Origin of the sequence: Methylobacterium sp. FF17, assembly GCF_025813715.1 — a bacterium.
Classification (GTDB): Bacteria; Pseudomonadota; Alphaproteobacteria; order Rhizobiales; family Beijerinckiaceae; genus Methylobacterium; species Methylobacterium flocculans.
The window spans coordinates 1,763,068-1,781,777 of sequence record NZ_CP107532.1 but is presented as its reverse complement, the minus strand read 5'-3'; the positions used below and the strand labels follow the sequence as shown (position 1 = coordinate 1,781,777).

18 protein-coding genes are annotated in these 18,710 nt (G+C 71.0%); 7 read left to right on the top strand and 11 right to left on the bottom strand.

Annotated elements, in window-relative coordinates; translation table 11 throughout:
- Positions 1 to 150: 150 nt before the first annotated feature.
- The 5 genes from mnmE to OF380_RS08225 all read right to left on the bottom strand — a co-directional run bounded on the left by mnmE (position 151) and on the right by OF380_RS08225 (position 5,982).
- The gene (gene mnmE, locus OF380_RS08245) at positions 151 to 1,497 is read right to left on the bottom strand and encodes a tRNA uridine-5-carboxymethylaminomethyl(34) synthesis GTPase MnmE (RefSeq protein ID WP_264050290.1); all 1,347 of its coding nucleotides are present in this window, start codon (positions 1,495 to 1,497) and stop codon (positions 151 to 153) included.
- 270 nt (positions 1,498 to 1,767) lie between these two features.
- Complete coding sequence (gene rho, locus OF380_RS08240) at positions 1,768 to 3,108, bottom strand: transcription termination factor Rho (RefSeq protein WP_264050289.1); 1,341 nt, start codon at positions 3,106 to 3,108, stop codon at positions 1,768 to 1,770.
- Positions 3,109 to 3,384: 276 nt separating this feature from the next.
- The gene (locus tag OF380_RS08235) at positions 3,385 to 4,014 is read right to left on the bottom strand and encodes a Smr/MutS family protein (RefSeq protein ID WP_264050288.1); all 630 of its coding nucleotides are present in this window, start codon (positions 4,012 to 4,014) and stop codon (positions 3,385 to 3,387) included.
- Positions 4,011 to 5,216 carry a murein transglycosylase A gene (mltA, locus tag OF380_RS08230; RefSeq protein WP_404810556.1) on the bottom strand — a complete coding sequence of 402 codons (1,206 nt, stop codon included), beginning with the start codon at positions 5,214 to 5,216 and terminating at the stop codon, positions 4,011 to 4,013. The genes OF380_RS08235 and mltA overlap by 4 nt, the downstream gene beginning before the upstream one ends.
- 34 nt (positions 5,217 to 5,250) lie before the next feature.
- Positions 5,251 to 5,982: a Tim44/TimA family putative adaptor protein gene (locus OF380_RS08225; protein ID WP_264050287.1), complete on the bottom strand. Its 732-nt coding sequence runs from the start codon at positions 5,980 to 5,982 to the stop codon at positions 5,251 to 5,253.
- Positions 5,983 to 6,462: 480 nt separating this feature from the next.
- Between OF380_RS08225 and secB the strand changes: the two genes are divergently transcribed.
- The 4 genes from secB to hisS all read left to right on the top strand — a co-directional run bounded on the left by secB (position 6,463) and on the right by hisS (position 10,664).
- A complete protein-coding gene (gene secB / locus OF380_RS08220) occupies positions 6,463 to 6,972 on the top strand; it encodes a protein-export chaperone SecB (protein ID WP_264050286.1) in 510 nt (169 codons plus the stop codon).
- Positions 6,973 to 7,185: 213 nt separating this feature from the next.
- Positions 7,186 to 8,433, top strand: coding sequence for an MFS transporter (locus OF380_RS08215; protein WP_264050285.1), 1,248 nt, complete (start codon positions 7,186 to 7,188; stop codon positions 8,431 to 8,433).
- A 117-nt stretch (positions 8,434 to 8,550) separates the two neighbouring features.
- Entirely contained in the window at positions 8,551 to 9,042 is a 492-nt protein-coding gene (locus OF380_RS08210) for a DUF3429 domain-containing protein (RefSeq protein ID WP_264050284.1), read from the top strand.
- A 98-nt stretch (positions 9,043 to 9,140) separates the two neighbouring features.
- Complete coding sequence (gene hisS / locus OF380_RS08205; protein ID WP_264050283.1) at positions 9,141 to 10,664, top strand: histidine--tRNA ligase; 1,524 nt, start codon at positions 9,141 to 9,143, stop codon at positions 10,662 to 10,664.
- Between the two features lie 44 nt (positions 10,665 to 10,708).
- Here hisS and OF380_RS08200 read toward each other — a convergent pair whose 3' ends face one another.
- A complete protein-coding gene (locus tag OF380_RS08200; RefSeq protein WP_264050282.1) occupies positions 10,709 to 11,131 on the bottom strand; it encodes an organic hydroperoxide resistance protein in 423 nt (140 codons plus the stop codon).
- Positions 11,132 to 11,317: 186 nt separating this feature from the next.
- Here OF380_RS08200 and OF380_RS08195 point away from each other — a divergent pair, with 186 nt between their 5' ends.
- The gene (locus tag OF380_RS08195; RefSeq protein ID WP_264050281.1) at positions 11,318 to 11,851 is read left to right on the top strand and encodes a MarR family winged helix-turn-helix transcriptional regulator; all 534 of its coding nucleotides are present in this window, start codon (positions 11,318 to 11,320) and stop codon (positions 11,849 to 11,851) included.
- A gap of 127 nt (positions 11,852 to 11,978) precedes the next feature.
- On the opposite strand, the gene OF380_RS08190 is transcribed toward OF380_RS08195, so the two are convergent.
- Positions 11,979 to 12,344 (bottom strand): c-type cytochrome, encoded by a 366-nt coding sequence (locus OF380_RS08190; protein ID WP_264050280.1) that lies wholly within the window; start codon positions 12,342 to 12,344, stop codon positions 11,979 to 11,981.
- 288 nt (positions 12,345 to 12,632) lie between these two features.
- Between OF380_RS08190 and OF380_RS08185 the strand changes: the two genes are divergently transcribed.
- A complete protein-coding gene (locus tag OF380_RS08185; protein ID WP_264050279.1) occupies positions 12,633 to 14,066 on the top strand; it encodes an FAD-linked oxidase C-terminal domain-containing protein in 1,434 nt (477 codons plus the stop codon).
- Between the two features lie 4 nt (positions 14,067 to 14,070).
- Here the strand turns inward: OF380_RS08185 and OF380_RS08180 are convergent, their stop codons facing one another.
- The 4 genes from OF380_RS08180 to OF380_RS08165 form a co-directional block, all read right to left on the bottom strand.
- Positions 14,071 to 14,916 carry a 23S rRNA (adenine(2030)-N(6))-methyltransferase RlmJ gene (locus OF380_RS08180; RefSeq protein WP_264050278.1) on the bottom strand — a complete coding sequence of 282 codons (846 nt, stop codon included), beginning with the start codon at positions 14,914 to 14,916 and terminating at the stop codon, positions 14,071 to 14,073.
- Between the two features lie 86 nt (positions 14,917 to 15,002).
- Positions 15,003 to 15,683 carry a ribonuclease T2 family protein gene (locus OF380_RS08175; protein ID WP_404810555.1) on the bottom strand — a complete coding sequence of 227 codons (681 nt, stop codon included), beginning with the start codon at positions 15,681 to 15,683 and terminating at the stop codon, positions 15,003 to 15,005.
- Complete coding sequence (locus OF380_RS08170; protein WP_264050276.1) at positions 15,680 to 16,147, bottom strand: hypothetical protein; 468 nt, start codon at positions 16,145 to 16,147, stop codon at positions 15,680 to 15,682. Before OF380_RS08170 ends, OF380_RS08175 begins: the two co-directional genes overlap by 4 nt.
- A 127-nt stretch (positions 16,148 to 16,274) precedes the next feature.
- Positions 16,275 to 17,315 (bottom strand): extensin-like domain-containing protein, encoded by a 1,041-nt coding sequence (locus tag OF380_RS08165; protein WP_264050274.1) that lies wholly within the window; start codon positions 17,313 to 17,315, stop codon positions 16,275 to 16,277.
- 111 nt (positions 17,316 to 17,426) lie between these two features.
- Between OF380_RS08165 and OF380_RS08160 the strand changes: the two genes are divergently transcribed.
- Entirely contained in the window at positions 17,427 to 18,659 is a 1,233-nt protein-coding gene (locus OF380_RS08160; RefSeq protein WP_264050273.1) for an amidase, read from the top strand.
- The last annotated feature ends 51 nt before the right edge of the window (positions 18,660 to 18,710 follow it).

Here is an 18,710-nt window from a genome sequence, read left to right as displayed (position 1 = left end):
ACGCGGGCGTGATGGGGCCGGTCAACGCAGGGGCGCTGAAGAAGGGTGTTTCCACGTGAAACAAGACGCTTGTGCGGTGCCGGCAACACAGCCTTCCTGCCGTCAGGACTGCGCTGCCGAGACGTCCGGCTATCGACCCGCCCCGTCGGATCATTTGCCGATGCAGAAGCCCGAGAACAAGCGATCCAGCAATTCCTCGACACCGACCATGCCGGCGACCTCGCCGAGTGCACGCACCGCGAGGCGAAGATCCTCGGCCGCGAGCTCTGGCAAGGCGCTTCCCGCGAGCAGGCGGTCGAGGTGATCGCGGCACCGGGCCAGACCGAGGCGATGCCGCTCCCGGGTGATCAGTGCGCTCCCGCCCCCGACCGCTTCGGCCGCCTGTGCCTCGATGCGGCCGAGAAGGCGATCGAGCCCGAGACCGGTCAGTGCCGAGATCCGCAGTGCGGTCTGATCCTCGGCCTCCGCGCCTGAGGCGACGACATCCTGCTTCGTCCGGATCGTGAGTGTCGGCACCCCCGCCGGCACGTGCAGATCAGTCTCGTCCGTGTGCGAGGCCGCGTTTCCCGCCTCATCCGGCGCACGCAGCAACAGGATCAGATCGGCCTGTTCCATGCGGACGCGCGTGCGCCGAATGCCCTCCGCCTCGATCGGATCGCCGGCGTCCCGCAAGCCAGCCGTATCGACGAGGATGACGGGTAGCCCACCGAGATCGCAGCGGACCTCGATGACGTCCCGGGTCGTCCCTGGGATCGCCGAGACGATTGCCGCATCGCGACGGGACAGGGCGTTGAGCAGGGTGGACTTCCCGGCGTTCGGGGCGCCCGCCAGCACCACCACGAACCCTTCGCGCAGGCGCTCGCCGCGCCGCCCATCCGCCAGGGTGCGGGCGATCTCATCCCGCAGGAGAGCGGCCTTCGCGGTCAGGGCTGCGTCGAGGGCCGCCTCGTCCACATCGCCCTCGTCGGAAAAGTCGAGGGCCGCTTCGACCCCGGCCAGCAGATCGATGAGCCGCGTGCGCCAATCGGCGACCTGGCGCCCGAGAGCGCCGTCGAGCTGGCGCAGGGCTTGGCGCCGTTGCGCCTCGGTCTCGGCATCGATCAGGTCGGCAATGCCCTCCGCCTCCGTGAGATCGAGGCGGCCGTTCAGGAAGGCGCGACGGGTGAAGGCGCCGGGTTGCGCGGGCTCGCAGCCGGGCACGGTTGCGAGCGCCCCGAGAACGGCGCTGCGCACGGCCAGGCCGCCATGGAGATGAAGCTCCGCCATGTCCTCGCCCGTGACCGTTCCAGGGCCGGGCATCCAGGCGACCAGGGCCTGATCCAGCACATCGCCGTCCGTGTTTCGCAAGGTCCGCAGGGACAGGCGACGCGGTGGGGGGAGGGCACCCGTCAGGCGTCCGAGCACATCCGCCGATGCCGGTCCACTGATCCGGATCACGCTGATGGCGGCGCGCCCGAAGCCGGTGGCCGGCGCGTAGATGGTACTCGCGTTCGACATCCGATCGGCTCCGAGAGAGGTCCTGACGCACGGCCCCGCGCCTTGTTAAGCCGGCGAATTATTTTATTATTCTTGGAAAATAGATAGTTGCGAGCGTGCCCGATGGGCGTTCGAGCCGAGCCCGCGACGTGATGGACCCACGCTCGAAACGAGAGTGGCGACACGAGCCGTTGCCCGCATCGCCACCGAACGCAACCCCAATCGAAACTTCACCGAAACGTCGCTCGGGCCTGACGGAACAGCGTCCGCTTCGACCGAGCGGATCCGGTCTCAGGTGTTCATCGAATCGAAGAAGTCGTTGTTGCTCTTGGTCTGGCGCAGCTTGTCCATGAGGAACTCGATGGCGTCGGTGACGCCCATCGGGTTGAGGATGCGGCGGAGCACATAGGTCTTCTTGAGGGAATCCGGCGGCACCAGCAGCTCTTCCTTGCGGGTTCCGGAGCGGGTGATGTCGATGGCCGGAAAGATGCGCTTGTCCGAAACCTTGCGGTCCAGGATGATTTCCGAGTTACCGGTGCCCTTGAACTCCTCGAAGATCACCTCGTCCATGCGCGAGCCCGTATCGATGAGCGCGGTGGCGATGATCGAGAGCGAGCCGCCCTCCTCGATGTTGCGGGCGGCACCGAAGAAGCGCTTCGGGCGCTGCAGCGCGTTGGCGTCGACACCGCCCGTCAGCACCTTGCCGGACGACGGCACCACCGTGTTGTAGGCGCGGCCGAGGCGGGTGATCGAGTCGAGCAGGATGACCACGTCGCGGCCATGCTCCACGAGGCGCTTGGCCTTCTCGATCACCATCTCGGCGACCTGGACGTGGCGGGTAGCCGGCTCGTCGAAGGTGGAGGCGATGACCTCGCCCTTCACCGAGCGGATCATGTCGGTCACTTCCTCGGGGCGCTCGTCGATGAGCAGCACGATGAGGTAGCATTCCGGGTGGTTGATGGTGATCGACTGGGCGATGTTCTGCATCAGTACGGTCTTACCCGTGCGCGGCGGCGCCACGATCAGGGCGCGCTGGCCCTTGCCGATGGGGGCGACGATATCGATGATCCGGGGCGAAAAATCCTTTTTCGGCGGATTGTCGAGCTCGAGCTTGAAGCGCTGCGTCGGGAACAGCGGCGTCAGGTTGTCGAAGTGAACCTTGTGCTTGATCTTCTCCGGGTTCTCGAAGTTGATCGTGTTCACCTTGAGCAGGGCGAAGTAGCGCTCGCCGTCCTTCGGTCCCCGGATGGGGCCCTCGACGGTATCGCCGGTGCGCAGGCCGAAGCGGCGGATCTGCGTCGGCGAGATGTAGATGTCGTCCGGGCCCGGCAGGTAGTTCGAATCGGAGGAGCGCAGGAAGCCGAAGCCGTCCTGCAGGACCTCGACGGTGCCGGCGCCGATGATCTCGACTTCCTTGGCAGCGAGCTGCTTCAGGATGGCGAACATCAGTTCCTGCTTGCGCATGGTCGAGGCGTTCTCGACCTCGACCTCCTCGGCGAAGGCGATCAGGTCGGTCGGCGTCTTGGACTTGAGGTCCTGGAGCTTGACCTCGCGCACGGCATCAAGGTCGGCGGCGACGATTCCGCCCTCGGCCGACTCGTCCACGGGAAGGGCATCGTACTGTGACGTCATGGGAGATTCAGAACCGGCGGGGAGGGCGAGGCGGGGCAGAGCGTCTGAGTTTTCGCGGTCGTGGAAAGTAGAATTCAAGAAATCGGTCGTCGGGGGATATGATCGCCGGGCGCCTTTGCGGCGCCTGTCAGTCGAACCGTCTTCGGGGAAAACGGCTCCGCGCATCGTCTTTGCGGAGCCTCTGGGCTCACGGATGCAGAACGGCGTAACGAGGAGAGACCTCACCGCTAGCGCGTTTCGCCGGCTTTCGCAAGCGCCCTCCCGCGTCAAGCTGGATCACCGGCGGCGTAGACGCACATAGAGCGCGCCCGCCCCGCCATGGTGGCGGGCCGCCTCCTCGAAGCCGAGCACGACGTTGCGCAGTTCCGGCGCCCGCAGCCAGTGCGGGACGCTGCGCCGGAGCACGCCGCGCTCGGAGAAGGCCTCGTCGTAGGTCGGTCCGCCCTTCCCGGTGACGACGAGGACATGGGTGTGCCCGGCGGCGCGGGCCCGCATCAGGAAGCCCATCAGCGCGCCGTGCGCCTCGGCCTGGTACATCCCGTGGAGGTCGATGCGGGCATCGACCCGCAGCGCGCCCCGGCGCAGGGCGAGACGGACGCGTCGCTCCAGGCCCGGCGCCGCCGGGGGAGGGGGGGCCGGCACCGGCGCCACCGGGGCGGGGCCCGGTTTCAGTGCGGCGCGCTTGGCGAGCGTCTTCGGCATTGGTTTGGGCGGGCCGGGGGGCGGGGGCACCTTCGGGGCGGGACCCGGACCGGCCTTCGGCGCCGCCGCGGTTCCGGCGGCGGGGGCCGGCACCTGGGTGCGGGCGGCGGCGCGCCCGCGCAGGGGCACGATCAGGCGGGCGATCTCTCCCCAGAGATAGGCATCCTCCCCGGAGAGGCCGCGTGGGCGTCGCGGTGTCTTCATGGCGTGGACGGGGCCTCGGGCGCGGCCACGGGTTTCGGCAGCAGGACGATGAAGCCCACCGCATCGCGCAGGTTCCCGGCCCGGATGCCGGCCTCCGCGCCGGTGCCGACGTAGAGGTCGCCGCGCGCCGGTCCGACGATGGCGGATCCGGTATCGGCCGCCACCACGAGGCGGCCCGGGGCGGGATCGCCCGCGATCCGTCCGTCGAGCCAGAAGGGCAGCCCGTAGCGCCACAGGGTGGCGTCGACCGCGAGGTTCCGGCCCGGCGCGAGGGGCACGCCGGCGGCACCCGGCGGCCCGAGGGCGGGATCGGTGATCTCGGCCAGCCGGAAGAAGATGTACGAGGCGTTGGCCCGCATCAGGCGGCGTGCCGGCTCGGGGTTCGCCCGCAGCCAGCCGGTCCAGCGCGCCAGGGTGAGCCCCTCGAGGGGGAGGTGGCCTTCCGAGACGATGAGCTTGCCGATGGAGGTGTAGGGGCGGCCGTTGCGCCCGTCATAGAGCACGCGCACCGAGCGCCCGTCGGGGAGGCGGACCCGGCCGGATCCCTGCACCTGGAGCACGAACAGGTCGACGGCGTCGCGCAGGTAGAGGAGGGGACGGGCCCGCGCGCCGAGGGCCCCGTCCTCGATGGCCGCCCGGTCGGGATAGGCCTCGAAGGCGTCGCCGACCCGGCGCGCGGCGCGCAAGGTGGGGTCGAGGCCGGGTCGCGTCTCGCCGGGTTCCAGGCTGACGAGATCGTCGGGCCGGGCGAGCACGGCGGCGCTGAAGCCGGGGGCCGGACCGGGCGAGCCGGTGAGTTCCGGCTCGAAATACCCCGTGAGGAAGCCGGTGCGGCGTTCCGGGGCCCCGTCGAGGGCGGGGCGGACGATGCGGTAGGCGCCGAAGGCGTCCGTGAAGAAGCGCGCCGCCTCAGCCTCGGGGGTGGCGGCGGCCCGGGCGCAGGCGGCGGCGAGATCGGTGGCCGATCCCGTGACCGTGGCGGGCTGGGCCGCGGGCGTCGCGGCGAGGCAGGTCCGGCGGAAGGCCGCGAGGGACGCGGCCGGGTCCGCGCCGGGAAAGCCCGGCAGGGTCGCGGGGTCCACCGGCTCCAGCACGGCGTCGCCGACGCGAAACGGCCCGGCCGCGGGGGCGGCCGAGCCGGGGATCGGGAGGCTTATGGCAACGAGGGCGGCCGTGACGGCCGCGCGCAGGGGGAATGTCACGCGGGGACGTGTCTCGCGAGAGCGTGTCTCGGGCTCAGGCGCCGGCCTCGGTGGCCACGAGCTGCCAGTTCGGGTCGCGGGTGCCCAGCGTCCGCGCGAAGGTCCAGACATCGGGCACCTCCACGACGGCCTCGGCGCTGCCATCCGTGACCTCGCCCTGCGCGTTGCGGGTGGCGGTGATGAGGTGCGACAGGAAGCGCACGGTGATCTGCGCGACGCGGTTCTTCACGTCCACGGCGACGATCTCGGCCTTGTCCAGGGAGACGAAGGTGGTCTCCACGGTCTCGCGCCGGGCCTCGCGGGCGTCGATCTCCCGCTCGAAGCCCTCGCAGACCTCGCGGGAGAGCAGGCTGCGCAGGGTCTTGCGGTCCCCCTTGGCGAAGGCGATCACGATCGCCTCGTAGGCGCTCTTGGCACCCTCCACGAAGGCGCGGGGATCGAAGTTCGACTCCACCTGCACCACGGATTCGAGGCCCTGGGCGATGGCCGAGCCGGGTTCGGCGATGCCGCGCCAGTCCCGCACCTCGGTCTTGACCGCCGTCTGGCCGCGCTCGGCCGGGGCCTGGGCCCGGTCGCTGCCGGGCAGGCGCACCACGTTGTCGCCGTCCCCGCGCGCGGTGGGCGAGTCCGTGCGGCTGCGGTCCGCCGGCTTGAAGGGCGAGCGCTCCGCGCCGGTCTTCTGGCCCAGGACCGAGCGAAGCCGCCAGATGACGAAGACCGCCAGCGCGAGGAAGATCAGGGTCGTCAAGTCGAAGGAGTCCTGCATCACTGATCCGATCGTGGCCGTCGCACGAATATGGTGTTCCAAGGGGTCCCGAAACCCGGCCGAACCGCCTGCCCGGGAGACCCGACCGGACCATCCGGCCGAGACGCTCGATCTTCCCGCGCTTTAACGGAGAGCCGCTGAAGGATCGAGCCGGTTCGTCGTGAGGGCAAGGGCGGGATGGCTTGATGTCCTCGCGTGGAGAAGTCCTCAGATCGGGAATTCTTCGGGTCGCGAAAAGGATATGGGGCATTTCGCGCGCGGGTTCCAGGCAGGCGCCCACCGGTCGGGGACGTCCCGGGCCGCCGCACACCTCTGCTTGTTCCGCCCGGACGGGCATGATAGCGCGCTTGCGCGTCGGCCGGGCGGTCGCATCGTCGCGGCTCGCGCGACCGGCCCGGACGCGCTGTCGGAGCCGAGCCACCGTTCAGGCACGGCATCGCTCCTCCGGCGCCCGAAGACCCAGCGAGAGGACAGAACGCCATGGCCGACACTCCGGCACCGAACGGCAACGGTGGCGCCACGGCGCAGCCCGACGACGGAACCCCGACGATCAACGCGCTCGCGCAGTACACCAAGGACCTCTCCTTCGAGAATCCGAACGCGCCGCGCTCGCTGCAGCCGCAGGAGACCGGCCCGCAGATCGCCATCCAGGTCAACGTGAACGCCCGGCAGATCGCCGACGTCGATTTCGAGGTCGAGCTGACCCTGGAAGGCGACGCCAAGATCAACGGCGAGGTGCTGTTCGCCTTCGAACTGACCTATGCGGGCATCTTCCGCATGCGCAACATCCCGCAGGACCAGCTTCACCCGGCGGTGATGATCGAGTGCCCGCGCCTGCTCTTCCCCTTCGCGCGCCAGATCGTCGCCGAAGCCGTGCGCAACGGCGGCTTCCCGCCCCTCTACATCGACCCGATCGACTTCGTCGGCCTCTACCGCCAGAAGGCGATGGAAGCCGAGGCCCAGGGCGCGACCGGCCCGCTCGCCTCCTGAGGCAACCTCCGCCCGCGCCCCGCGCGTGACGCGCCGTCCCCGTGCGGCGCGTCCCTCCCGGCGGGGCGGGCGGCATGGGGCGAGCCCGTTCCGTCCCGGGATCGAAAACCGAGGCTTGGCCGTTAGAGGCTCCCGGTCCGGCTCGGCGAGAACCCGTTCTTGTTCGGCGAGAGCGCGTTCTTGGCTGGCGGACCGCTCCAGCCCCAGGTTTGCATGCTCGCCACCCATCACCTCGCCCTGATCAACGTCTTCACGGGCGACATCCAGGGTGGGCTCGGCCCCTTCCTCGGCACCTGGCTCGCCGAGGCCGCCGCCTGGAGCCCGGCCCGCATCGGCTTCGTCACCACCCTGGTGGGCGTCGGCTCCCTCCTGCTCAGCGGGCCCTTCGGTGCCCTGGTGGACCGGCTCGGCCGGCCCCGGCTCCTCATCGCCCTGGCCTGCGGGGCGATCCTGTGCGGCACGCTGCTGCTGCTCCCCGCCCGGGGGGTCGTGCCCGTCTTCGCCGCGCAGATGCTGGCGGCGGCGGGGGGCACGCTGCTCCTGCCGGCCGTGACGGCGCTCACCCTCGGCATCGTCGGCAAGGACCGCTTCCCGAAGCAGCAGGGCCGCAACCAGGCCTTCAACCATTTCGGCATCCTGCTGGCCGCCGGCGGCATCAGCCTCGGCACCGGCGCGTTCGGCCCGGCCATCGCCTTCTGGGTGCTCGGCGGCATGGCGGTGCTGGCCATCCTCGCCGCGCTCACGACGCCGGGGCACTGCTACAGCGAGCGCCGGGCGCTCGGCTGGCAGGAGGATTCGGACGACAAGCCCGCGCGTGCCGGCCTGCGCAGCATCGTCGCCAACCGCAAGCTCCTCGTGCTCGCCGTGGCGCTGGCCCTGTTCAACCTCGGCAACGGCGGCATGCTCTCGCTGCTCGGCCAGAAGCTGGTGGCCACCGCCGCCGACGCCACGAGCTGGACCGCCCGCTACGTCATGGTGGCGCAGCTCGTGATGATCCCCGTGGCCCTGTTCGCCGGGTCGCTCGCCGACCGGCGCGGCCGGCGCCAGCTCCTCATCGCCGCCTGCGCGGTGCTGCCCGTCCGCGCCCTGCTCTCGGCCTTCATCGACGATCCCCTCTGGCTGATCTCGGCCGAAATCCTCGACGGGGTCGCCTCCGGCATCATTGGCGTCGCCGTGCCGGTGGTGGTCGCCGACCTGACCTGGGGCTCCGGCCGCACCCAGACGGCTCTGGGCTCGCTCAACGCCATCCAGGGCATCGGCGGCGCGCTCTCGGCCTGGTATGGCGGCCTCGCCCAATCCTGGCTCGGCTGGAGCGGCGCCTTCCTCGCGCTCGGCGCTCCCGCGCTCCTCGCCCTCGCACTGGTCCTCTGGCTCGACACCACCGCCGAGGGAAGGGGCCGGCAGCCCCGGGACCCTGGGGACGAACCCGATGGCGCGCCGGGTCCGGCCTCCACGTCCTGAGCCCGAACGCGGCCGGAGCGCGCGGACCTCCGGAACAGGGCCGCGGCGCCGGGGTTGGCGGGGACCGACCGAGGACCGCACGCGCACGAATGACCGCCCCCATGAATGACCGCCCCCATGGATGACCACCCCGACGGCCGCACGCTTCACGTCACCGAGCCGCGCCGCGTGCCCTGGCTCAGCATCGTGTTCGGCTACGGGCCGATGCTGCCCTTCCTCGCCGGCGCCGCCGCCGCGTGGGGCTGGCGGGGTGAAGCGTGGGGGGACGCGGCCCTGACCCTGACCCTCCTGTGGGGCTGCGCCATCCTGCTGTTCCTGTCCGGGGTCCGCCGGGGCCTGAGCTTCCGCACCGAGGGCGGGGCGAGGCTGAGCCAGGTCGCCACCATGATCGGCCTGTTCAGCCTCGGCTTCGCGGCCCTGGTGCTCGCCGTGACCGACCGGACCGTGGCCGCGCTGAGCCTGCTCCTCCTCGGCTTCGCGGCGATCGCGATCCTCGATCCGATCGCGGCCCGGCGCGGCGAGGCGCCCCTGTACTTCGCGCGCCTGCGCCCGGTGCAGATCCCGCTGGCGCTCCTCGGCCTCGCGGCGCTGCTGGTGCTGAAGCTCTGAGCCGCGCCGTCCCGGACGCCGGCTCCGGCGCTTGCCGCCCCCCGTTGCCCGCGATAGAGCCCCCGGAACCCCGAACAGTTCCGACGGACACGCATCCCATGGCCAAGGCCGATTCCAAGAAGGCCGATTCCGGCAAGGCCGACACCCTGAAGCCGCGCCTGCCGCGCGGTTTCGTCGACCGGCGCGCGGACGAGATCGCGGCTCAGCACCGCATGCTGGAGACGATCCGGCAGAGCTTCGAGCTCTACGGATTCGAGGCGTTGGAGACCCCCTTCGTCGAGTACACCGAGGCGCTGGGCAAGTTCCTGCCCGACCTCGACCGGCCGAACGAGGGCGTGTTCTCGTTCCAGGACGACGACGAGGCCTGGCTCTCGCTGCGCTACGACCTCACCGCGCCGCTGGCCCGGCACGTGGCCGAGCACTTCGACGCGCTCCCCAAGCCCTACCGGAGTTTTCGGGCGGGCTACGTCTTCCGCAACGAGAAGCCGGGGCCGGGGCGCTTCCGCCAGTTCATGCAGTTCGACGCCGACATCGTCGGGGCCGGCTCGGTGGCGGCCGATGCCGAGATCTGCATGCTGATGGCCGACACGCTCGAGAAGCTCGGGCTCACCGGCCAGTACGTGGTCAAGGTCAACAACCGGAAGGTGCTCGACGGGCTGATGGAGTCGATCGGGCTCAGTGGTCCCGACAAGGCCGGCCAGCGCCTGACCGTGCTGCGCGCCATCGACAAGCTCGACCGGCTCGGCGATTCGGGCGTGCGCGAGTTGCTGGGAACCGGCCGCAAGGACGAGAGCGGCGACTTCACGAAGGGGGCGGGCCTCGCCGAGGACGCGATCGGGCGTGTCCTGGCCTTCACCGGCTGGACCGGCGCCGAGGCGGCCACCACCGACAATGCCGCCACGCTGGCGAATTTCGAAACGTCGCTCGCGGGCAGCACCATCGGCCTGGAGGGCGTGCGCGAGCTCACCGAGATGGCCGCCCTGTTCGCGGCGGCGGGCTATGACGGGCGCATCCGCATCGACCCCTCGGTGGTGCGCGGGCTCGAATACTACACCGGCCCGGTCTACGAGGCGGAGCTGACCTTCCCGGTCACCAACGAGGACGGGCAGACCGTACGCTTCGGCTCGGTCTCGGGCGGCGGGCGCTACGACGGCCTCGTCGGGCGTTTCCGCAGCGAGCCGGTGCCGGCGACCGGTTTCTCCATCGGCGTCTCGCGGCTGTTCTCGGCGCTGCAGCTCGTGAAGAGCCCGCTGCTCGACGGCATCACCAAGCCCGGCCCCGTCGTGGTCCTCGTGCTGGACCGCGAAAACATCGCCGATTACCAGCGCCTCGTCTCGGCCCTGCGGGAGGCCGGCATCCGAGCCGAACTCTACCTCGGCGGCTCGGGCATGAAGGCGCAGATGAAGTATGCCGACCGGCGCGGCAGCCCGTGCGCCATCATCCAGGGCTCGAACGAGCGCGAGGCCGGCGAGGTCCAGATCAAGGACCTGATCGAGGGCGCCAAGGCGGCGGCCGCCATCACCAGCAACGCCGAGTGGAAGGCCGCGCGGCCCGCGCAGTTCTCGGTCCCGGTGGCCGAGATGGTGGAGCGGGTGCGGGAGGTGCTGGGGCGCCACTTCTGAGCGCCCCGGGCCGTGGCGGGGACGAGCCGCCACGGCGAAGACCGTCAGGCGACGGAGATGTCGACCTGGATGTTGCCGCGCGTGGCATGCGAGTAGGGGCACACCACGTCCGCGCGCTTCACGAGGTCCTCGGCGACGCTGCGCTCGAGGCCCGGCAGGGTGGCCTTGAGGGCGACGACGAGGCCGAAGCCGGTGCCGTCGTCGCGCGGGCCGATGCCGACGCTCGACTCGATCTTGGAATCCTCGGCGACCGTGATCTTGTCCTTGCCGGCCACGAACTTGATCGCGCCGAGGAAGCAGGCGGCGTAGCCGGCTGCGAAGAGCTGCTCGGGGTTGGTGCCGGCGCCACCGCCGCCGCCGAGCTCCTTCGGGGTCGAGAGCTTGACGTCGACCTTGGCATCGTCGGTGGCGGCGGAGCCCTCGCGGCCGCCGGTGGCATGGGCGTGGGCGGTGTAGAGTGCCTTCATGGTCGGTCTCTCCTGTTCGTCGAACGGGGCGATCCTGCGCCAGCCCCACGGATGCCGGGGCGTATCGATTGCGCACAATCTAGATTTCTTGTCGCACGGAACTCGATTGTGCGCAATATGAGTTTTGCATAAGGTCGCGACACAGGACCGGTTTCGTCCGGTCCACCCCATGAAGGACACCGCGCCATGTCGGGACGGCAGACTCGCCCGCCGAACGAGCCGCCCCCGGGCTCGAATCCCCTGAGCCTCGACAGCCAGCTCTGCTTTGCCGTCTACGCCTCGGCCCACGCCTTCGGGCGCGCCTACCGGGCGCTGCTCGCCGGACACGACCTGACCTATCCGCAATATCTGGTGCTGCTGGTGCTGTGGGAAGAGGAGGGGCTGACCGTCAAGGAGATCGGCCAGCGGCTGTTCCTCGATTCCGGCACCCTGACGCCGCTCCTCAAGCGCCTGGAGGCGGCCGGACACGTGCGCCGCACCCGCGACCGCGTCGACGAGCGCCAGGTCAGCATCCTCCTCACCGTCAAGGGCCGGAGCCTGCGCGAGCGGATGGAATGCGTGCCGGGTCGCGCCGGCGGCCTCACGGGGCTCGACATGGAGGCGCGCCGCGCCCTCCTCGACACCCTCGTCCAGCTCCGCGCCTCGCTCCACGAGAACCTCGCGCATGCGGGCGACCCGGAGACGTCCCACGCGGAATCCCGCGCCGGGGCGGATGTCTGAGGTCGCACCGGATCGCGAAGAGCCGGGTCTCGACCGGGAGCCCCTCACGCAAAAGAGCCGTCCCCGCGGGGGCGGGAACGGCTCTTCCTGACGGGCGCGCCGTCGAACGGTCCCGGAAGGCCGGGTCTTACTTCTGCGTGCCGAGGTAGGCGATCACGTCGGCGAGCTTCTTGTCGTCCTTGAGGCCCGGATAGACCATCTTGTTGCCCGGCACCTTGGCCTTGGGATCCTTCAGCCACTCCTTGAGGTTGGCCTCGTCCCAGGTCAGGCCCGAGCCCTTCAGGGCGGCGGAATAGTTGTAGCCCTCATGGACGCCGGCCTTGCGGCCCACGACGCCCTTCAGGTCCGGCCCGACGCCGTTCTTGCCGAAGGCGTGGCAGGCCTTGCAGGGCGCGAAGGCCTTCTCGCCGGCTGCGGCATCGCCGGCATCCTGGGCCTGGGCGGAGAGGGGCAGCAGGAGCGCGAGCGCGGCGCCGAGGATCAGATGACGCATTGTTGTTTTCCTCCGTTGGGCGGCAGAAGCCGCCTTGGCTTATGGCAGAGCTTGACGTTTTAGAACAGATCGAAGCTGAGAACGCCTCAGCACGCCGTCGCGCACTGCGACGAAACGAAGCTTCAGGGCGATGGTTTCGCTTTCGAACCTCCGTTCGACCGTCCGACGGGTGCAGCCGGCGCGCGTTTGGCTTACGATTCTCCCCAACATCGCCCCTGTCCCGGACGTCAGGTCTACCCCGACATGCCTGAGTGCCGGATGAAGGCGAGACCACCGCGAGGAGCGCCCATGTCCATCGCCTTTCCCGTGCCGGATGCCGGCATCGTCGCCCGCCGCGAGGCCATCATCGCCGGGCTCGCCCCTCTCGTGGCGCCCGAGGCCCTGGTGACCACCGAGGACGAGCGCCGCGCCTTCGAGACCGACGGGCTCACCGCCTACCGGAAGATGCCGCTGGCCGTGGTGCTGCCCTCCACCACCGCCGAAGTCTCGGCCATCATGGCCTTCTGCCATGCCAACGGGGTGCGGGTGGTGCCGCGCGGCGCCGGCACGTCGCTCGCCGGCGGCGCCATCGCGCAGGAGGACGCGGTGATCCTCGGCGTCGCCAAGATGAACCGCATCCTCGCCCTCGATTACGAGAACCGCACCGCCCGGGTCGAGGCCGGCATCACCAACCTCGCCATCTCGGGCGCGGTGAGCCACGAGGGCTTCTTCTACGCCCCCGACCCGTCGAGCCAGCTCGCCTGCACCATCGCGGGCAACATCGCGATGAATTCGGGCGGCGCGCACTGCCTGAAATACGGGGTCACCACCAACAACCTCCTCGGCGTCACCCTGGTGATGAACGACGGCACCGTGGTGGAGATCGGCGGCGAGCACCTCGATTCCGGCGGCTACGACCTGCTCGGCCTCGTCTGCGGCTCCGAGGGGCAGCTCGGCATCGTCACCGAGGCCACCGTGCGCATCCTGCGGGCGGCTGAGGGCGCGCGCCCGGCCCTCGTCGGCTTCGGCTCGGTGGAGGATGCGGGCGCCTGCACGGCGGCCATCATCGGCGCCGGCATCATCCCGGTGGCGATCGAGTACATGGACCGCGAGGCGATCCTCATCACCGAGGACTTCGCCCAGGCCGGCTATCCCCGCGACGCCGAGGCCATGCTGATCATCGAGGTCGAGGGCTCGGATGCCGAGTGCGAGGCCATGCTCGCCCGGATCGAGGCCATCGCCCGCGACTTCAACCCGACGAGCCTGCGGGTGTCGAAGTCCGAGGCCGAGAGCGCCGCGATCTGGAAGGGCCGCAAATCCGCCTTCGGCGCCACGGGCCGCATCTCGGACTACATCTGCATGGACGGCACCATCCCCACGGGCCAGCTGCCACAGGTGCTGGAGCGCATCGGCGCCATCTGCGCCGAGCGCGGCCTGCGGGTCGCCAACGTGTTCCATGCGGGCGACGGCAACCTGCACCCGCTGATCCTGTTCGACATCAACACGCCGGGCGAGATCGAGAAGGCGGAATCGGCCGGCGACGAGATCCTGAAGCTCTGTGTCGAGGTCGGCGGCTGCCTCACCGGCGAGCACGGCGTCGGCATCGAGAAGCGCGAGCTCATGCGCTTCCAGTACGCCCAGGCCGACCTCGAGCAGCAGATGCGGGTGAGGAACGTGTTCGACCCCGGCTGGCTGATGAACCCCGCCAAGGTGTTTCCCCTGGAGGGACGCCTGCTCGCCTGAGCACTCAGGCCGCCGCGCCGAAGGCCTCGCAGCGGAAGGCGCCGTAATCGGTCCGGGCCAGGCGCTCGGCGAGCGCGGGCAGGAACAGCATCGCCTCCTCGGCGAGCCGCCAGGGCGGGTTGATGACGATGAGCCCGTTGCCGTTGAGGCGGGTCGGGTCGGGCGCGGAGACCATCAGGTCGAGGCGCAGGGCCGGGCGGGCGAGGGCGCGATCGAGTTCGGCCACCATGTGGTCGACCTTGGCCACGTCCTTGATCGGGTACCAGCCGAGATAGATGCCGGTGGGCCATTTCGCGACCGCCTTCGCCAGCGCGGCGCCGAGGCGGTCGATCTCGCCGAGTTCCTCGTAAGGCGGGTCGATCAGGACCACGCCGCGCCGTTCCGGGGGCGGGATCAGGGCATTGAGCGCCGTCCAGCCGTCGAGGTGCATCACCTTGGACAGCGAATCCTGGTTGAAGCGCGCCCGCAGGGTCTCGGCATCGGCGGGGTGCAGTTCCACGAACACGCCCTGGTCGGTGGGGCGCAGGAACTCGCGGATGAGGGCGGGCGAGCCCGGATAGGTGTCCGCCCCGTGGCGCTCCCGCGTCGCCGCGACGGCCGCGCGATAGGGGGCGAGCAGGGCCTCGACGGCTTCGGGGAACGGCGTCGCCAGACGGCCCCAGCCCTCCTGCCATTCGCCGGTGCGCCCGGCCTCGTCGGCGGTGAGGTCGTAGAAGCCGAGGCCCGCATGGGTGTCGATGGCCCGGAACCCGGTGGGTTTCAGGCAGAGATGGGCGAGGACGCGGGTCAGCACGAGGTGCTTGAGAACGTCGGCGAAGTTGCCGGCGTGGAAGGCGTGGCGGTAATTCATGACTTCGGAACCCGTCTCACAGATGCCCGGCGCCTCCGCTCGGGGCGGGAATCGCGCATCGAACCAAGAGCCGGTCGGAGACGGCGTCAGCGCGCGGCGTCGACCGCGACCTCGCCGGCGCGGCAGTTCTGGCGCGCGACCTCGGGGCAGGGGGTGAAGCCGCGCAGGTCCTTGGTGAAGCAGATCCGCACCTCCTGCAGCTGCCCGCTCCGGCAGGTCACCGACATCATGTCGGGGCGCAGGCCGCGATTGGCCGTCACGAACTGCCGGGCGACCTCGATCGGTGCCATCCGGGTGCCGCGCTCCGGGAGCTTGAACGCCTCGGGGATCGTCACCGCCGCGCGGGCCTCGCGGGCCGCCTGGAAGTACGAGACCGGGTCGAGGCCCGAGCAGGTGCCGTGGGTACGCCACTCGTGCCGGGCCAGCCCCTCGCTCGGATAGACCTCGCTCGCCACCGCGATGGCCTGCCGGGTCGGCGAGCGCTCGACGGAGGCGCAGTTGGAGGGATAGCCGCGGGTGTATTGCGGCCAGAGCCCGTGCACGACGAAGCCGAGGCCGCGCCCCGGCCGGCACTGGCCGTCCGCCTCGCGACGGGCCCCGGGGCCGTCGCAATAGGTCGGCGACCAGGACAGGGCCAGGACGTAGAAGTCGAACGACCCCGGCGTGCCGCCGCGTTCGAAACCCTGGGCCCGCAGATCGGGCGCCGCCAGCGCCAGGGTCAGGCCCGCCAGGGCGAGGCGCAGGGTCGGCCGCGGGCGAAGCGTCACGGACGGGCTTCGCGGCAGGCCGTGGCGTAGGCGTAGGCGAGGTTGCGATCGAGGCCGTGGACGCAGAACTCGATGCCCCAGTCGGCCCCGATGATGCCGAGACCGTCACGCACGGAATAGTCCACCTTGCGGCGGACGCCGTCCGAGGTGGTGGCGACCGCGCTGCAGAAGCGGCGCGGGACGTAGTCGAGGCCCCAGGGCCGCCAGGCGGTCCGCTCGATACGCTCGTAGCGCAGGATGGTCAGGGACGAGTTCCAGAACTTCGCCTCCTTCTCGGCGAAGTGGGACGAGAGCCGCTCCAGCACCTCCGGCGCCTGGCAGCCCGGGATATCGGCCTCGTAGTTGAACTCGCGCTCCTCGGCGGGGGTGATCTCCTCGCGGCCGGAGCGGGCGAGGGCCGGCTGGAGGGCGCCGGCCAGGACGAGGCCGAGGGCGAAGGCGGTGGAGAGAGGGTTCGGGCGCATGCCGGCGTCTTTATTCCGCTGGAGTCCGTAAGTCTTGCCCGAACGATGGCGGCTCGGCCCGGTGTGTCAAGCACGCGCCGGGAAACGGCGTCGCTTTCTCGGGGGCCTGGGGTTCGCCGGGCACACCTCAGTAGATCGGATCGGCGAGCCCGGGCGCCGCCAGCGAGAGCGGCTCGGAGGCGAAATCCTCCGGGGGGAGGGCGGCCGCGACCCGGGGTGCCGGCGGGCGCGGGGTCGGGGGACGAGGCGCGGCGGTGTAGGCGACCGCCGGCGCGGGCGGGCGCATCGGGGCCGCAGCTTGCGCCGGGATCCGGGCCGGTGCGTGCGCGAGCTGCGACGGGGCCGGCCGCGCGGGCTGCCGGGACGACATCGGCGTCGCCCCGTAGGGATCGTCCTCCTCGACGTCGATCGGCGCCTGGGGCGGGGCCGGCAGGCGCTCCGGCGGACGCGGCCGGGCCGTGGCACGGGCCATTCCGTCGGCGCCGAGCTGCGGCACGAACTTAATCAGCGGCTGGCAGATCCGGCGCAGGCCGCGTGGATCGTGGCGGGCGAGATCCACGTGGATATGGTCGTAGTGGAACACGTTCGAACCCGGCGCCAGCACCGTCGAGAACCGGGCGCAGGCGCCGAGGAACACCTCGCGCAGGAAGCCCTGCTCGGCCTCGGTACCGCGCCAGCCGCCCTTCACCGTGATGACGTAGCCGTCGGCGAGCTTGAACGACATGATGTCGAGGGCATTGCCGAAGGAATGCTCCGAGAGCTTGGCGCCGACCTGGTTGTTGCGGCCCCGGCAGGCATAGGTGCCCGCGTTGATCTCGGCGACCGGCTGGCCGAAATACAGGTTCGCGGCCGGCTGGATGGTGTCGGCGAGCCAGGCCTCGGCCTCGGTGAGCGCCGGGCAGGCCAGGGTCACGCGCTGCTTGAGGGCGACGGTGCCCCTGCCGAGGCGGGTGACGCGATAGGGCTGGAGCATGCCGCAGACGCCCGGCCCGCTGATCTCCTTGGCGGGGGTGACGAACTCCGTCGTCTCCACGAGCCGCTTGGCGTTGCAGGCCTGCTCGGTCTGGTCGCGCCAGGGCTCGCGCTGCTCGAACCTGTTGAGGGCACAGCCCGTGAGGCCCGCACCGAACAACGCCAAGCCTGAGAATGCGAATACGCTACGCCACATGATGCGGACGATGCGCAGCGTTGCGTAAACGATGCGTCAACGATGCCACGCGAAACGCGGACCTTGTGGAACGGTGTTGACAGCCGCCGACGCAGGCCGGACCAAGCCCGCATGCTGTCCCTCGTCGATCTCCGTACCCGCATCGCCGCCGGCACCCTGGATCCGGCCGGTGCCGTCCGCCTCTCCCAGGAGGCCATCGCGGCACGCGATCCCGGAATCGGGGCGATCGTCCGCCAGCACCCGGACCCGGCGATCCCCCGCGGGGGGCCGCTCGCGGGCATCGCGGTGGGCATCAAGGACATCATCGACACCGCCGACCTGCCCACGCAGATGGGCTCGCCGATCTATGCCGGCTGGCAACCCAAGGCCGATGCGGCCATCGTGGCGCGGCTGCGGGCGCTCGGCGCCGTCCCGCTGGCCAAGACCACCACCTCGCCGTTCGCCAGCCACGACCCCACCGCCACGGTGAACCCGCGAGATCGGGGCCACACCCCCGGCGGGTCCTCGGCGGGCTCGGCCGCGGCGGTCGCCGCCGGCATGGTCCCGCTGGCCATCGGCACCCAGACCGGCGGCTCGGTGATCCGCCCGGCGGCGTTCTGCGGGGTCGCGGCGATCAAGCCGTCCTTCCGCCTCCTGCCCACGGTCGGCGTCAAGACCTTCTCCTGGGCGCTCGATACCCTCGGCCTGTTCGGGGCCGGCATCCGGGACATCGCGCAGGGCCTGAGCCTGATCGCCGACCGGCCGGGGCTCGATCTCGACGAAGCGCCGGGCACCCCGCGCATCGGCCTCTGCCTCCAGGATTTCGCGGGCCCGGCCGATCCGGAGGCGCTAGCGGCACTCTCGACGGCCGTGCGCGCCCTGGAGGCCGCCGGTGCACGGGTCGGCGACCTGACCCTGCCGGCGCCGCTGCCCGAAGCCTGGGCCTGCCACGCGACCATCCAGGATTACGAGGCGCGCCAGGCACTGGCCTGGGAATACACCCACCACCGCGCCCGGCTCAGCCCGGAACTCGGCGACCAGCTCGACGCGGCCCAGGCCCTCGACGCCGCCGCGTACGACGAGGCCCGGCGCAGCGCGCACCGGGCCCGCCGCGTGCTCAAGGACCTGTTCCGCGACGTCGACGCCATCCTGACCGTCTCCGCGCCCGGCCGCGCACCGGCCGGTCTCGGCACCACGGGCGACGCCCGCTACAACCGCCTCTGGACCCTGATGGGCGTCCCCTGCGTCACCGTCCCGGTCCCGAGCGACGGCCTGCCGCTCGGCGTGCAGGTGGTGGCCCGCTTCGGCGATGACGGCCGCGCCCTCGCGGTGGCGCGGATGATCGAGGCGGCGCTGGCGGCGTGAACCGGACCGGCCGGACCTTGAGCCGCCCCCGCGCAGGCGCTATCGCCGCCT

Excerpts from the sequence above, each read along its gene's own strand:
- OF380_RS08200 (WP_264050282.1), bottom strand. The coding sequence starts at position 11,131 with ATGAAGGCACTCTACACCGCCCACGCCCATGCCACCGGCGGCCGCGAG.
- OF380_RS08225 (WP_264050287.1), bottom strand. The coding sequence starts at position 5,982 with ATGCAGGACTCCTTCGACTTGACGACCCTGATCTTCCTCGCGCTGGCG.
- OF380_RS08165 (WP_264050274.1), bottom strand. The coding sequence starts at position 17,315 with ATGTGGCGTAGCGTATTCGCATTCTCAGGCTTGGCGTTGTTCGGTGCG.
- secB (WP_264050286.1), top strand. The coding sequence starts at position 6,463 with ATGGCCGACACTCCGGCACCGAACGGCAACGGTGGCGCCACGGCGCAG.
- rho (WP_264050289.1), bottom strand. The coding sequence starts at position 3,108 with ATGACGTCACAGTACGATGCCCTTCCCGTGGACGAGTCGGCCGAGGGC.
- mnmE (WP_264050290.1), bottom strand. The coding sequence starts at position 1,497 with ATGTCGAACGCGAGTACCATCTACGCGCCGGCCACCGGCTTCGGGCGC.
- OF380_RS08190 (WP_264050280.1), bottom strand. The coding sequence starts at position 12,344 with ATGCGTCATCTGATCCTCGGCGCCGCGCTCGCGCTCCTGCTGCCCCTC.
- OF380_RS08235 (WP_264050288.1), bottom strand. The coding sequence starts at position 4,014 with ATGAAGACACCGCGACGCCCACGCGGCCTCTCCGGGGAGGATGCCTAT.
- OF380_RS08195 (WP_264050281.1), top strand. The coding sequence starts at position 11,318 with ATGTCGGGACGGCAGACTCGCCCGCCGAACGAGCCGCCCCCGGGCTCG.
- OF380_RS08185 (WP_264050279.1), top strand. The coding sequence starts at position 12,633 with ATGTCCATCGCCTTTCCCGTGCCGGATGCCGGCATCGTCGCCCGCCGC.
- OF380_RS08170 (WP_264050276.1), bottom strand. The coding sequence starts at position 16,147 with ATGCGCCCGAACCCTCTCTCCACCGCCTTCGCCCTCGGCCTCGTCCTG.
- hisS (WP_264050283.1), top strand. The coding sequence starts at position 9,141 with ATGGCCAAGGCCGATTCCAAGAAGGCCGATTCCGGCAAGGCCGACACC.
- OF380_RS08180 (WP_264050278.1), bottom strand. The coding sequence starts at position 14,916 with ATGAATTACCGCCACGCCTTCCACGCCGGCAACTTCGCCGACGTTCTC.
- OF380_RS08210 (WP_264050284.1), top strand. The coding sequence starts at position 8,551 with ATGGATGACCACCCCGACGGCCGCACGCTTCACGTCACCGAGCCGCGC.
- OF380_RS08160 (WP_264050273.1), top strand. The coding sequence starts at position 17,427 with ATGCTGTCCCTCGTCGATCTCCGTACCCGCATCGCCGCCGGCACCCTG.
- OF380_RS08215 (WP_264050285.1), top strand. The coding sequence starts at position 7,186 with ATGCTCGCCACCCATCACCTCGCCCTGATCAACGTCTTCACGGGCGAC.